General features: G+C 62.4%; 13 protein-coding genes and 1 other RNA gene. 13 read left to right on the top strand and 1 reads right to left on the bottom strand.

Features of this window, described 5'->3' with window-relative positions:
- Positions 1-17: 17 nt before the first annotated feature.
- The 4 genes from lpxI (at position 18) to BUB04_RS00100 (ending at position 6,358) form a co-directional block, all read left to right on the top strand.
- Positions 18-1,925 (top strand): UDP-2,3-diacylglucosamine diphosphatase LpxI domain-containing protein, encoded by a 1,908-nt coding sequence (gene lpxI / locus BUB04_RS19535; RefSeq protein ID WP_218588334.1) that lies wholly within the window; start codon positions 18-20, stop codon positions 1,923-1,925.
- On the top strand, positions 1,895-3,073 hold the full coding sequence (gene lpxB / locus BUB04_RS00090; RefSeq protein ID WP_073035763.1) for a lipid-A-disaccharide synthase: 1,179 nt from the start codon (positions 1,895-1,897) through the stop codon (positions 3,071-3,073). The genes lpxI and lpxB overlap by 31 nt, the downstream gene beginning before the upstream one ends.
- A complete protein-coding gene (msbA, locus tag BUB04_RS00095; protein ID WP_073035765.1) occupies positions 3,061-4,806 on the top strand; it encodes a lipid A export permease/ATP-binding protein MsbA in 1,746 nt (581 codons plus the stop codon). Before lpxB ends, msbA begins: the two co-directional genes overlap by 13 nt.
- Positions 4,807-5,050: 244 nt before the next feature.
- Positions 5,051-6,358: a 3-deoxy-D-manno-octulosonic acid transferase gene (locus BUB04_RS00100; protein WP_073035767.1), complete on the top strand. Its 1,308-nt coding sequence runs from the start codon at positions 5,051-5,053 to the stop codon at positions 6,356-6,358.
- Here BUB04_RS00100 and BUB04_RS00105 read toward each other — a convergent pair.
- Positions 6,342-6,965 (bottom strand): zinc metalloprotease, encoded by a 624-nt coding sequence (locus tag BUB04_RS00105; protein WP_073035769.1) that lies wholly within the window; start codon positions 6,963-6,965, stop codon positions 6,342-6,344. The two genes, BUB04_RS00100 and BUB04_RS00105, sit on opposite strands and share 17 nt — an antisense overlap.
- Before the next feature lie 188 nt (positions 6,966-7,153).
- On the opposite strand from BUB04_RS00105, the gene BUB04_RS00110 reads away from it, so the two are divergent.
- The 9 genes from BUB04_RS00110 to BUB04_RS00150 all read left to right on the top strand — a co-directional run bounded on the left by BUB04_RS00110 (position 7,154) and on the right by BUB04_RS00150 (position 13,714).
- Complete coding sequence (locus BUB04_RS00110) at positions 7,154-7,453, top strand: HPr family phosphocarrier protein (RefSeq protein ID WP_073035771.1); 300 nt, start codon at positions 7,154-7,156, stop codon at positions 7,451-7,453.
- A 142-nt stretch (positions 7,454-7,595) separates the two neighbouring features.
- Complete coding sequence (gene ptsP, locus BUB04_RS00115; RefSeq protein WP_143156291.1) at positions 7,596-9,407, top strand: phosphoenolpyruvate--protein phosphotransferase; 1,812 nt, start codon at positions 7,596-7,598, stop codon at positions 9,405-9,407.
- A 9-nt stretch (positions 9,408-9,416) separates the two neighbouring features.
- Positions 9,417-9,902, top strand: coding sequence for an SsrA-binding protein SmpB (gene smpB / locus BUB04_RS00120; RefSeq protein WP_073035775.1), 486 nt, complete (start codon positions 9,417-9,419; stop codon positions 9,900-9,902).
- 119 nt (positions 9,903-10,021) lie between these two features.
- Positions 10,022-10,378, top strand: a transfer-messenger RNA (tmRNA) gene (gene ssrA, locus BUB04_RS00125).
- Positions 10,379-10,463: 85 nt separating this feature from the next.
- Entirely contained in the window at positions 10,464-10,844 is a 381-nt protein-coding gene (locus tag BUB04_RS20025; RefSeq protein ID WP_218588335.1) for a GIY-YIG nuclease family protein, read from the top strand.
- A 186-nt stretch (positions 10,845-11,030) separates the two neighbouring features.
- On the top strand, positions 11,031-11,399 hold the full coding sequence (locus BUB04_RS00135; RefSeq protein WP_073035776.1) for an SWIM zinc finger family protein: 369 nt from the start codon (positions 11,031-11,033) through the stop codon (positions 11,397-11,399).
- Between the two features lie 55 nt (positions 11,400-11,454).
- Positions 11,455-12,099 (top strand): transposase, encoded by a 645-nt coding sequence (locus BUB04_RS00140; RefSeq protein ID WP_073035778.1) that lies wholly within the window; start codon positions 11,455-11,457, stop codon positions 12,097-12,099.
- A 186-nt stretch (positions 12,100-12,285) separates the two neighbouring features.
- Positions 12,286-13,272, top strand: a complete 987-nt coding sequence (locus BUB04_RS00145; protein WP_073035780.1) for a hypothetical protein — start codon at positions 12,286-12,288, stop codon at positions 13,270-13,272.
- A complete protein-coding gene (locus BUB04_RS00150; RefSeq protein WP_073035782.1) occupies positions 13,262-13,714 on the top strand; it encodes a universal stress protein in 453 nt (150 codons plus the stop codon). Before BUB04_RS00145 ends, BUB04_RS00150 begins: the two co-directional genes overlap by 11 nt.
- The last annotated feature ends 22 nt before the right edge of the window (positions 13,715-13,736 follow it).

Consider the following 13,736-nt stretch of genomic DNA (forward strand, 5'->3'; position numbering starts at 1 on the left):
CAAAACGGACACGATTCATGAACCAGGACCCAGCACGACGCATCGGCTTGATCGCAGGGGGCGGGCAGTTTCCGCTCCTTTTTGCTGAAGGGGCCCGGCAGGCGGGATACAGCGTGGTGGCCGTGGGATTCCACGGCGAGACGGACCCGCAGGTGGCGGACCACGTGGACCAGTTCCACCTGATCAAACTGGGCCAGCTCAACAAGCTCATCCAGGCCTTCAAGAAGGCCGGAATCACCCGGGCCGCCATGGCCGGCGCCATCAACAAGACCAAGCTCTACGCCCGCATCCGACCGGACTGGCGCGCCTTCAAGCTCCTGGGAAAGCTTCACAACAAGAAGGACGATTTCCTGCTCCGGGCCCTGGCCCAGGAACTGGAAAGCGAGGGGATCCTCATCGAGCCTTCCACCCTTTTTCTGCCCACCTTGCTGGCTCCCGAAGGGATCCTCACCCGCCGGCGGCTCAACGCCAAGGAAAAGCGCGACGTGGCGTTCGGCTGGGACATGGCCAAGGCCGTGGGACACCTGGACATCGGCCAGTGCCTGGTGGTCAAGGACCAGGCCGTGCTCGCCGTGGAAGGAATCGACGGAACGGATGCCACCATCCTGCGGGGCGGAAGGCTTTGCCGCGAAGGGGCCGTGGTGGTCAAGGTGAGCAAGCCCATCCAGGACCTTCGCTTCGATGTGCCCGCCGTGGGGCTCCAGACCATCGAAACCATGAAGGAGGTCAAGGCCCGGGTGCTGGTGATCGAGGCGGGAAAGACCCTGCTCTTCGACCGGGAACGGGTGATCCGCGAAGCCGACCGGGCGGGCATCACGGTGGTGGCCGTCCGCGATCCGAAGCAAGCCGTGGATGAGCCGGAAAAGGCGAAGCCCGAAGTGCCTTCCTCCTCCCGTGTCGGCGAGATCCGCGTGGCGCCGCAACCCATCGCCTTCGCACCGCCCCTCCCGGACGCCCTCAAGGTCGGAGTCATCGGCGTGGGTTATTTGGGAAAATTCCATGCGGAAAAGTACGCGCGCCTTCCGGAAGCGGAACTCGTCGCCGTGGTGGACACCAATCCTCAACAGGCAAGGTCCATTGCAGACCGGTTTGAATGCCGGGCTCTGGAGGACTACCGAGACCTTTTCGGCAAGGTGGACGCGGTGAGCATCGCCACGCCCACCCCGTCCCATTTCGCCATCGCCCGGGATTTTCTGGAAGCCGGGGTCCACGTGCTGGTGGAAAAGCCGGTCACCCGTTCCCTGGAAGAAGCCCAGGAACTGGTCCGCCTGGCCGACGAAAAAGGGCTCATCTTTCAGGTGGGGCACCTGGAACGGTTCAATCCGGCCTTTCGAGCCGTGGAACCTCACGTGAGAAACCCGCTCTTCCTGGAAGCTCACCGGCTGGCGCTCTTCAACGAGCGGGGCCTGGAAGTGGACGTGATTCTGGATCTCATGATCCACGACATCGACATCGCCCTGCACCTGGTGCAGTCTCCCATCGCCGGCATTTCCGCCTCGGGCGTTCCGGTGCTCACCTCCCTTCCCGACATCGCCAACGTGCGAATCGAATTCCAAAACGGGGCCGTGGCCAACCTCACGGCCAGCCGCATCTCTCTCAAGAATCTGCGCCGCCTGCGCCTGTTCCAGGAAAACCGCTATCTCGTCTGCGACTACGCCAACCGCCGGGCCTTTTCTTTTCGAACGGAAGAGCCTCCCGACGATTCCGGCTATCCCGAAATCTCTACCGAAGAGCTGGACGTGGTGGACTACGACGCCCTGGAACAGGAGATCGCCGCCTTCCTCCTGGCGGTCCGATCCCAGTCGCGGCCCGTCGTGGACGGTCGCCAGGCCATGATGGCCCTCAAGGTGGCCCTCGACATCTCCCAACAGATCAACGAACGGATCCGGAAGGCATGGGAATCGATGCCCCCCAGCGGCCGCTGAAGGTCTTCGTGAGCGCCGGAGAGGCGTCGGGCGACCTCCATGCCGCCTCCCTGGTGGAGGCCATGGGCCGGGAACATCCTCGCCTGGAGGTGAGCTGCCTGGGAGGTCCCCGCCTGGAAAAGGCGGGAGCCCGCGTCCTGGTGGACAACCGGGCTCTTTCCCTCATCGGCGTGCTCCAGGTCTTTCCCAAGGCCCGAACCCTCTACCATGCCTGGAAGACCCTCCGGGATCACCTGGCCTCGGAACGGCCGGACCTGGTGATCCTGGTGGACTTTCCCGATTTCAACTTCCTGCTGGGGCGCCTGGCCCGCCGGCTCGGCCTGAAGGTGTTTTACTACATCAGCCCGCAGGTCTGGGCGTGGCGCCGTGGACGAATCCGGTCGCTCAAGCGCTTTGTGGACGCCATGGCCGTCATTCTGCCCTTCGAGGAATCCTTCTATCGCCGCCACGGCATGCACGTGCACTACGTGGGCCATCCCCTGGCGGACACCCTCAGCCGGGTGCCGCACAAGACCGCGTGCCGAAAGGCCCTGGGATTGGAAAATGAGCCGGGACAAGGGTTTCGCGCTTCGCGAACGGTTTGTCTGCTTCCGGGCAGCCGCCGGGGAGAAGTGCGCACTTTTCTACCCCTGCTGGTGGAGGCCGCCCGGATTCTCCATCGCCGTCATGGAAACCTTCGATTCCTTTTGGCCGCCGCGGCCGAACTGGATCCTTCCGACTTTGCGTCCGTCCACCCCGTCCGGGATCTTCCCCTCCGGATCGTTCACGGGGACACCCACCGGGTGCTTCGCGCATCGGACCTGGCGCTGGCCGTCTCCGGCACCGTCACCCTGGAGGCGGCGCTCCTGGGAACCCCCCTGGTGATCGTTTACAAAGTTTCGCCCATTGAGTACCATGCCGGGCGTTTTCTCATCCGGGTGCCCTACATCGGGCTTCCCAACCTGGTGGCCGGGCGCCGGGTGTGCCCGGAACTCATCCAGGAAGACGCCTCCCCCGAGCGGATCGCCGGGGAGGCGGAACGACTGCTGACGGACCCCCGAGCCCTGAAAGAACAAACCACGGGGCTTCGGGATATCGAACGCCGCGTGGGCGGTCCCGGAGCCGCCCGCCGTGCTGCACGGATTGCCTTGAGCCTATGCGATTGCTAGATCCCGTCGGAAAACTGGCCCTCCGGCGCCTCTTGGAACTCATCCGGCCCCACCTGCGCCGCCTGGCCCTGGCCGGAGTCTGCATGCTGCTGGTGTCCGCCGCCAGCGCCGGTACCGCCTATCTCATCAAGCCCGCCATGGACGAGATCTTCATTAAGAAGGACCTGGCCATGCTCAAGCTCCTCCCGGCCGCCTTCCTTCTGGTGTCTCTCATCAAGGCCCTCTCCGACTGGGGCAGCACCTACTTTCTGCAGTCGGTGGGGCTTCGGGCCGTGACGGATCTGCGCCAGCGGCTCTTCAACCACATCCACGACATGCCCCTCGGGTTTTTCGACAAGGCCAGCACCGGCGTGCTCATGAGCCGCATCACCAACGACGTGAAGGAAATCCAGATGGCGGTGACCCGGGCGGTCACGGGCATGATCAAGGATTCCCTCACGGTGGTGGGGCTCATCTTCGTGGTCTTTTACCAGAACTGGAAGCTGGCCATCATCGCCGTGGCGGTGCTTCCCCTGGCCTTCTACCCCCTGGTGCGGTTCGGGAAGCGGCTGAGAAAGCTGGCCAGGAAACGCCAGGAGACGGTGGGGAATCTCAGCACGGTTCTTCATGAAAGTTTCACCGGAGTCCGAATCGTCAAGGCCTTCACCATGGAAGACCACGAGAAGCGCCGTTTCGCGGACCAGAACCAGGGCGTGCTCCGTTACCAATTGAAGGCCCTGCGCATTGATGCGCTTTCCAGCCCGCTCATGGAGTTCATCGGCGCCATCGGCATTTCGGCCATCATCGGCTACGGCGGCTACCAGGTGGTCAACGGCACGTCCACCCCCGGCACCTTCTTCTCCTTCCTGGGAGCCCTGCTCATGCTCTACAAGCCGGTCAAAAGCCTCAACAAACTGAACAGCACCCTCCAGACCGGCATCGCCTCCATGGTTCGGGTCTACGAAATCCTGGACCAAAAGAGCAACATCGTGGAAAAGCCCGGCGCCGTGGTTCTGGAGCGGGCGGAAGGCGCCGTGGAGTTCCGAAATGTATCTTTCGCCTACGACTCCGTTCCGGTGCTCAAGGACATCAACATCCGGGTCCGCCCCGGCGAGATCATCGCCCTTGTGGGAAGCAGCGGCGGCGGCAAGACCACCCTGGTGAACCTCATCCCCCGGTTCTACGATGTGACGAGCGGCGCGGTCCTGGTGGACGGGATGGACGTGCGGGACCTGACCCTTAGATCCCTCAGAAACCAGATCGCCATGGTGACCCAGCAGAGCTTTCTCTTTAACGACACCGTTCGGAACAACATCGCCTACGGGGCTCCCTGGAAAGACGAAGAGGCCATCATCGAAGCCGCCAAGGCCGCTTACGCCTATGATTTCATCCGGGAACTGCCCAACGGGTTCGATACGGTGGTGGGCGAACAAGGGGTCATGCTTTCGGGCGGACAGCGACAGAGGATCTGCATCGCCCGGGCGCTGTTGAAGGACGCCCCCATCCTGATCCTGGACGAGGCCACCTCCGCTCTGGATAGCGAGGCGGAACAGGAAGTGCAACGCGCCCTGGAAAACCTCATGCAGGGGCGCACCACGTTCGTGATCGCCCACAGGCTGTCCACCATCCAGATCGCCGACCGCATCCTGGTAATCAGCAACGGCCGGATCGTGGAAGAAGGGCCCCACCAGGCCCTGCTGGCCCTGCGGGGGGAATACCGCCGGCTGTACGACATCCAGTTCCAACGCGGATGATTGGGAGTGACGGGTGACGGGTGACGGGTGACGGGTGACGGGCAAGGACATTGAACCCATCCTTCCTGCGAAAGCCGAAATCCATGTCGCTCCTGCTCATTGTTTCGCCACCCGGCGAAAAACAAGTCTCGCCTCATGCCATACGACTCACGACTCACGACTCACGACTTACGACTTACGACTTACGACTTACGACTCACGACTCACGACTCACGACTCACGACTTACGACTTACGGACAACCCATGGAAACCCTTCTCCACCTTGCCTACAACGCGGTTCTCACGGCGGCCTGGCCCGCGCTGTGGCTTTACTACCGCCTTTCCGCGGCCGTTTCGGGAAAGTATGAGGAAACCTACCGGCGGCGCCTGGGTTTGGAGTTTCCCCGCCTGAAGGACTTTCCTCTCCGCCCGGTGTGGATCCATGCGCTTTCCGTGGGCGAGGCGCTCTCGGCCATACCGCTCATCCTGGAGCTCAAAGACCGGTTGCCGACCCAGCCCATCGTCTTTTCCACAGCCACGGAGAAGGGGCTTCAGATCGCCCGGAACCGCGTGGCGGCCCTGGTGGACGACATCTTCGTCCTCCCCCACGACCTGGGATGGACCATGCGGCGTCTTGTGAGGGGCCTTCGGCCCAGCCTCTTCGTCCTGGTGGAAACGGACATCTGGCCCAACTTATTGAGAGAACTACGGAAGGCCCAGACCCCGGCGGTGCTCGTAAACGCCCGCCTTTCTCCCCGTTCCCATGGGCGCCTTCGCCGCCTCGCCCCCTTCGTTGCAGCCCTTTTCCGCCATTTTTCCGCCATCTTCACCCAGTCCCGGCTGGACGCGGAAAGATACCGGTCCCTGGGCGTCCCACCCCGTCGGGTTCATGCCGCGGGCAACCTGAAATTCGATCTCGTGGTGATGCAGGCGGAAGGTTACGCCGGAGAGGATTTGGATCTCTTCCCCGGGGAAGGGAAAGACGGACGGAAGCGCCCCGTCTGGATCGCCGGAAGCACCCACCCGGGCGAAGAATCCCTATTGGTGGAAGCCCATGGCGCGGTAAGGGCCCGATACCCCCATGCGCTGCTGATCCTGGCACCCCGCCATATCGAGCGGGCGCCCCGGATCGCTTCCTTGTGCGCCCGGGCGGGGTTGGAGCCGGCTTTGCGCAGCCGCCGGGACCCGCCGGATTCCGCCCCGGTTCTCATTTTGGACACTCTGGGGGAACTGGCACGGTGCTACGCCCTGGCGGACGCGGCCTTCATCGGGGGAAGCCTCGTCCCCACAGGCGGCCACAATCCGCTGGAAGCCTCCGTGCACGGTGTTCCCTGCTGCTGGGGCCCTCATCTATTCAACTTCAGGGAAGTGGAAGCGTTCTTGCTTCAGGCGGGATGCGGGCGCGTGGTGCGAAAAGCCGCCGATGTGGCCGCGTTCGTCCTGGATGCCTTCGACCGCGGAAAGGACCCATCCGCCGCCCGCCCCCGCTGCAGGCAAGCCGTCCGGAACCATGCGGGCGCCGCCCGCCGGATCGCCCGCCTTCTCGCCCACGGGCTTACGCAGCGCCCATAAGCAGGCCATAGATCCACGCGCTCATGTGGGCCACCCATCCAGCCAGCATCTCCTTGCGTGCCGCAACCTCCCAGATCACCAACCCGGTGAGCGCCACGGCGCCCGCCCAGTCGATCGCCTTTTCCCGGGCATCCCAGCCGGGAAGCAGCGAAGCGAGAGCCCTTCCCACCGCCAGGGGCGGCAGCGGGATCAGGAAGTTCGCCACGGCGAACTGAATGTTGACGGCGATGCAGATCTTGAAGATGGCCGAAGGGAAGAGCAGATCGTGGATGGTGCTCACCACGCCGGCCAGGACCAGGTTCCCCAGAGCGCCGGCCAGGTGAGCCAGCAAGGGGTAGCTCCAATGTCCCTTCAGGTCTTCGTGCGAAAGCCGGGGCGGTCGCGTCCAGCCCCAGCCGGCCAGGATCAGGACCGGCACGGCGCGCACATCCAGATAGGCCAGCGGGTTGAACCGAAAGGGGATCTTTTCCCGAGATGCGGAGGGTTTCTGAATCAGCAGCCCGAAAAACGCCCGGGCTTCCCCGTGGATGGTAATGGCCAAGAGCAGGCCCACCACCACCCCCAGGATTTCGTCCAGGCTTCGCATCGCGTACGGCACGACGATCATGGGATCCTCCACGAGTGGCAACGAAAGCGACGTTCGGAACCTGAACGATTCTTTACCACACGCACGGCAAATCCCTCAAGAAATTGGACGTTTTCGCCGACGAGGAACGCAAGGACCGTCGAGGCCTCAGGTTGACTTGCCGGGGGCCCTGTGATAAGAAGCGAACACTTTTCGGGCGAAGGAGAACGATGGGTTTGACGGCGCTGACGGATCAGGTGACGGAAATCGAGCAGGAATTCGTTGTTCCCAACAAGCTGGGTTTTCATGCACGGGTGGCCGCCCAGATCGTCAAGACGGCATCCCGGTTCCGCTCGGATGTCCGGCTCATCAAAGATGAGACCAGCGTCAACGGCAAGAGCATCCTGGACGTATTGAGCCTCGAGTGCCCGCAGGGAACCACGGTGAAGGTGATCACTCGCGGCGATGATGCGGAGGATGCTCTCAAGGCCGTGGCCGAGCTGTTCCAGAGTAAGTTCGGAGAATCTTAGGGGCTGACAGCAGAGAATCTAACGGCACGCAATTCAGGTACCGAGACGGCGCTTCTGCCGGGGCGGGGATTCCCCGATCCCAGACGGCCCGCTCGGTTTTTTATTGCACGGGCACCCGTGCGGATCTTCGTGAGGCGCTTCCATGGATGAGATGCCGCGCACGCTGAGTGGTTTCGGGGTCTCGCCGGGCATTGCCATCGGCAAGGCCTTCCTGGTGGACCAAAGCCACATCCGCATTCCGTTCCATACCCTGACGAGCGACGAGCAGGTGGCCCGGGAATGCGCCCGGTTCGAGGACGCGGTGGCCCGGACCGAACAGGATCTGGAGGCCATCAAGCAGTCCATCCACCCGGACCTGAAAGAACATGTCCACATCCTGGAAGCCCACCAACTGATCCTGAGGGACCGGCTTCTCTACGACCAGACCCTGGACTTCATCCGCAAGGAACGCTTGAACGCCTTGTGGGCCCTGAAAAAGTCCCTCAACAAGATCACGGAACTCTTCCAGTCCATGGAAGACGAATACATCCGCAACCGGGTGACGGACGTGAGCAATGTGGGCGAGCAGGTGATGCGCCACCTGGCCGGCCGAAAGGCCAAGGCCTTCGACGAGATCCGCGAGCGGGTCATCATCGTGGCCCAGGACATCTCCCCGGCCGACGCCGCCCAGATCCAGCTGGAAAAGACCCTGGGCTTCATCACCGACATGGGCGGGCGCACCTCCCACACCTCCATCATCGCCCGGGCCCTGGGCATTCCCGCCATCGTGGGGGCCGAACGGGCGACCCGCGCCATCCGCACCGGCGATCTTCTGATCCTGGACGGAAGCAACGGCACCATCCTGATCAACCCCACCGAGGAACAGATCAGCTTCTATTACGAGCTCCAGGACGCACTGGAAACCTATCTCAAGGAGATCTCCCGCAAGGCCCATCTGCCCGCCTGCACCCAGGACGGCCACAAGATCAATGTGGAAGCCAACATCGAGCTGCTGGAAGAGGTGGTGGCCGCCAAGGACCACGGTGCCGAGGCCATCGGTCTTTACCGCACCGAGTTTTCCTTCATGAACCGGACGGTGCAACCCACCGAGGAAGAGCTCTACCACGAATACCGGGAGCTGGCGGAACTCATGGCGCCACTGCCCGTCACCATGCGCACCCTGGACCTGGGGGCCGAAAAGATGGGGCGGTGGCACCCCCGGATCGACCAGCAGAACCCGGCCCTGGGCCTTCGCGCCATCCGGTTGTGCCTCCGCCATGTGGATCTTTTCAAGACCCAGCTCCGGGCGATCCTGAGAGCCAGCGCCTCCACACGCAATATCCGACTCATGTTCCCGCTCATCTCCGGAGTGGGGGAACTGAAGAGAACCAAGGCCATTCTGGAAGAAGTGAAATCGGAATTGCGAAGCGAAGGCCGGGACTTCGACGACAAGATGCCGGTGGGGGTGATGATCGAGGTGCCGTCGGCGGTGGCGGTGGCCGACATGCTGGCCGAAGAGGCGGATTTTTTCAGCATCGGCACCAACGATCTCATCCAGTACACCTTGGCCATTGATCGCGTGAACGAGCATGTGGCCCATTTGTTCGACCCCTTGCACCCGGCGGTCCTGCGCCTTATAAGGCAGGTGGTCGCCACGGCGCACAAGGCGGGCATCCCGGTGACGGTGTGCGGGGAGATGGCCGGCGAGCCCCTCTACGTGCCCATCCTGCTGGGCCTGGAGCTGGACTGCCTGAGCATGAACCCTCAGGCCATTCCCCGGGTGAAGAATCTTCTCCGCCGGGCGCAGCTTTCCGAATGCCGCCGGTTCGTGGCGGAAGCCCTCAAGATGCGGACCGCGGCGGAGATCCGCGAGGCGCTCCAGGACATGGTGCTTCGGGTCTTTCCCGAGGAGTTCAAGTTCTTCGACCCCGAGGCACTGCAGCCCAAGTACCGCTCGGGCGAACAGTACGTGTGAGGCGTTGGCATGGCGCAAAAAAAGAACCGGGACCCGGACGGCATCAAGATCGTCTGTCAGAACAAGAAGGCGCGGCACGATTTCGAGATCGTGGAAACGGTCGAAGCGGGCATGGTGCTCCAGGGAACGGAAGTGAAATCCCTGCGGGAGGGCCGGGCCAACCTGAAGGACAGCTACGCCAAGATCAAGGGGGAGGAGATCTGGCTCTACGACGTGCACATCAGCCCCTACCCTCACGCTTCGTACAACAACCACGAACCGGAACGGACCCGGAAGCTCCTGTTGCACAAGCGGGAGATCCGGCGTCTCATGGGCAAGACCCACGAAAAAGGCCTCACCCTGGTGCCCCTCAAGATCTATTTCCGGAAGGGCAAGGCCAAGGTGGAGCTGGCCCTGGCCCGCGGCAAGAAGGCTTACGACAAGCGGGAAAGGATCAAGAAGAAGGAGGAGGCCCGGGAGATGGACCGTCTCCGGAAGAAGTACAACATCGGGTGACGGCACCCTTCCGGCCCGTTCGGAAAATCTTTCGGCAACGTCGGGATGGAAACCGGTTGACCCGGCTCCATCCGATGATTATTATCTGAATGCTTGAAACGATAACCAGTCACCTACGAGGGGGCGAAAAGGGTTCGACGGAGGTAGTGAAGCTTAAGGCGCATGCCGGGGGTCCTGACCGCCCGTTATCCGGTTGGGGTTAAAGACAAACGCAGACGACTATGCGTATGCCGCAGCCGCTTAAAGCGGCTGCCGTTCCGTCGGCCTGAGCCCGTAGGGCCGAACGGGGCGTCGACTCCACGGGATAGCTTCCGCGGCTTCGCCCGCAGCCAAGGAAGCGAAAATTCAGCGGGCTAGCTACCGAGGGATCCGGTCACGGGGAGCCCGAGGGCGCGAAAGCCAGATCCGTGACTAAGCATGTAGGGCCTTAAGTGGAATGCCTTCGGACGCGGGTTCGATTCCCGCCGCCTCCACCAGCCTTCGCTTCGAGCGAAGCGAGTAAGCGAAGGCTGTCGCGCCGGAGCCGCAGGCGAAGGCGGACCATAACTCCAACAACATGCCTTGTGCTCGAAGCTACGGCTCGGCTCGCCAGCACCCAAGATCGCCCCATCCAGTCCGTGCCTTTCGACTCTTCATCCTTCCGCGAGCAGCTCCCAGCGACTTCGCTTCGAGCGAAGCGACCAAACCAAGGCTGGACGTGAATTTTTCCGCGTCTACATCCTCCGCTCGGAAAGTCACCCGGACCGCCATTACGTGGGATTCACCGAAAACCTGGAAAAGCGCCTGCAGGCCCATAACAACGACCGGTGCCGCCACACGGCCAAGTTTCGCCCGTGGTTCATCAAGACAGTCGTGGCCTTTGCTGACCGGGAGAGAGCCCTGAGTTTCGAACGGTACCTGAAATCCCCCTCCGGACGGGCCTTCGCCAAGAAACGCCTGTAACTCCAACCTCCCCGTTTTTCCCCTTTTCCGGATATTTCACCGCCCCTTCAACGGCGGGCTTAAACCGATACTTATAAGCGATACGGTGCTCATGTTGCTTGTAGAAAGAGTGCCCGCCGCGCTACGATTCGCCGACAAGATGGACCGCCGCCGAAACGCCGCAAGAAACTCTTGGGGGAATGATTCATGGAATCCATCAAATCCGCGTTTCGCCATTTGACGTTGGAAGACCTGCGAGAGTGGGCGGGCTCCAAGATATTCGATCGAGGCAAAGGGTACATCAAGAGAGTCTCCCAGCCTTCCCGCACCGACAACGGCCACCTAGTCGCCTGGGTGAAGGGCACGGATCAATATGCGACGTGGGTTCGCTACGAGGAAGGTGGAAATTTCGAACATGGCTGCACGTGCCCTTATAACGATTGGGGCCCCTGCAAGCATACCGTTGCCGTGGTGCTGGCGGCTGCCGACCGCCTGAAGGAAGGATCGGACCTCCGCCGCCTGATGGAGGTGCTGGCCGATCTGGAAGGCCGAAGCAAAACACCGCTGCTCAAGTAACCGGCATACATGTTGGAAGCGCCCCATTTGGGTTCGATTTCGAGGATCTGGGGATATGACGCCCGAGACGCCCGGTCGTCACCGCCGTTCCATTCGTTTGAAGGGATATGATTATTCCCAGGCAGGGGCCTATTTTGTGACCCTCTGCACCCACGGCCGGGCGTGCGTGTTTGGCGAAATCGTCCATGGGCAGATGCGGTTGAACGATGCGGGACGCATTGTGGCGGATGAATGGATGAAAACCGCCGATATCCGCCGTGAAATCGAATTGGATCAATGGGTGGTGATGCCGAACCATTTTCACGGGATTGTTTGGATATGCCGGATCGATGGTGTGGACGACGCCGGTTGTAGGGGCGACCGGCCGGTCGCCCCTACATGGCCGGTCGCCCCGACGTGGCGGGTCGCCCCTACGGGAACGGCAACGGGACCCCGGCCACGATCATTGGGGGCGTTGATGGCCGGATTCAAATCCGCCGTCACAAAACGCATCAATGAATTGCGCAGGACCCCCGGCGCCAAATTGTGGCAACGCAACTATTGGGAACACATCATCCGCAACGACGATGAATTGAACCGCATCCGCCAATACATCATCGACAACCCGATGAAATGGGAATCGGACCCAAATTACACCGGCACTCGACCGTCCGTGCGGGAACCGGTCGCGCCATACGGGGAGGAATCCTGGATGGTGTGATGGATGTAGGGGCGACCGGCCGGTCGCCCCTACATGGCCGGGCGTCCCATGGCCGGGCGTCCCATGGCCGGGCGTCCCATGGCCGGGCGTCCCGACACGGCGTTCCTCGGGGGGTCCAAAAACGTTACAATGAAAAAAATCCGGTTTCAGATATTCAGGTAGGATGGACCACAAGGGGCCCCGCCCATGACGGAACAGCAGATCCGCGAGCGCATCCGGGAATTCACGCGACTGCCGGCCCCGGCCGTATTGAGGATCCACACGGACACCACCCAGTTCATGGACATCCGCGCCGGGGACTGCATCCTGGTGGAAGACCGGATCTTTTATGTTCGAGGCGAGGAGTTCGAAGGCCGTTTCGGACTGGACGGGGAGCCCAAGTTCTGGGTCAAACGGGTGGTGGACCTGGCCGACGGCTCGCGAAAGATCGTGAAGCTGGCCTTCTTCGAATCCTTCCACATGCGGCTCGGTGAAGAGCGCATCCGCTGTTTTCGGAGCCCTCACAAGGAATCCCGCATTCTGGAAAAGACCGCCGGGGATGTGCGGTTCATGCAGGGCCGAACTTTCTACGACACCGCCGGAAACCCGGTTCGCGTCCTCGAGCGCATCTCCGGAAAGCCCTTCTACGACATCGTCCTCCACCTGGACATGGACCACGAGACCTACTACTACGAGGTCTTCCCCGCCATCTTCTCCAACCTTATGAAGGCCTTCTACGCCGTCCGCGACCTGCATCGGGAAGGGGAGATCCACGGGGACATCCGAAACGACCACCTGCTGGTGGAATCGGGAACCGGACGCTACCGCTGGATCGACTTCGATTACACCTTCGACTGGCCCGGCCAGCCCTACGGCGTGGATCTCTTCGGCCTGGGAAACATCCTGCTCTTCGCCGCGGGCATGGGCTTTCACACCCTGCACGATCTCCAACGTCCCGATTCCCCCCACCGCCATGTGGTACCGGACCTTCGCGACGAGGACTTTTCCCTCTTCTTTCCCCACCGCCTCATGAATCTCAAGAAGATCTTTCCCCACATCCGGGAGAGCCTCAACAAGGTCCTCATGCATTTCGCCACGGGCGCGGAAGTCTTCTACGAGTCGGCCCAGGAGATGGTGGAGGATCTGGAAATCTGTTTTCGATCTTTCTTGTGGGAGGTGCCCCATGGAGCATAAAGTGCTGGTGGGCATCGATTGCTCACCCAACGCGGAGCGCGCCGTGGACTACGTGGGGACTCTCCTGCGCGTCCACGATCAGGTCCGAATCACCCTCCACCATGTGCTCACGGCCCCCTCGGCGGACATCCTACCGGACGGCCACAAGCGGCGCCGGGCCCTGGAGGAGCGGCGGGAGCGGGCTTTGCGGCAACTGGAAGCCATGGCCCAGCGGCTGGTGGAACGCGGCATTCCCCGGGACCGCATCCGACTCCAGGTGCAGGAGTGCGAAAAGGGGGAAGGCATCGCCCGGCTGCTCCTGGAAGAACAGCGGCGGGGCGGCTACCAGACCGTGGTGGTGGGACGCCGCGGCATGAGCAAGCGGGAGGAATTCCTGTTCGGGAGCGTTTCCAGCAAGATCGTACGGGAAGCCCGGAACTGCACGGTCTGGGTGGTGCAATGACGCAAACCGCAGGTGCGAGGTC

This window comes from Desulfacinum infernum DSM 9756, from assembly GCF_900129305.1.
Lineage (GTDB): Bacteria > Desulfobacterota > Syntrophobacteria > Syntrophobacterales > DSM-9756 > Desulfacinum > Desulfacinum infernum.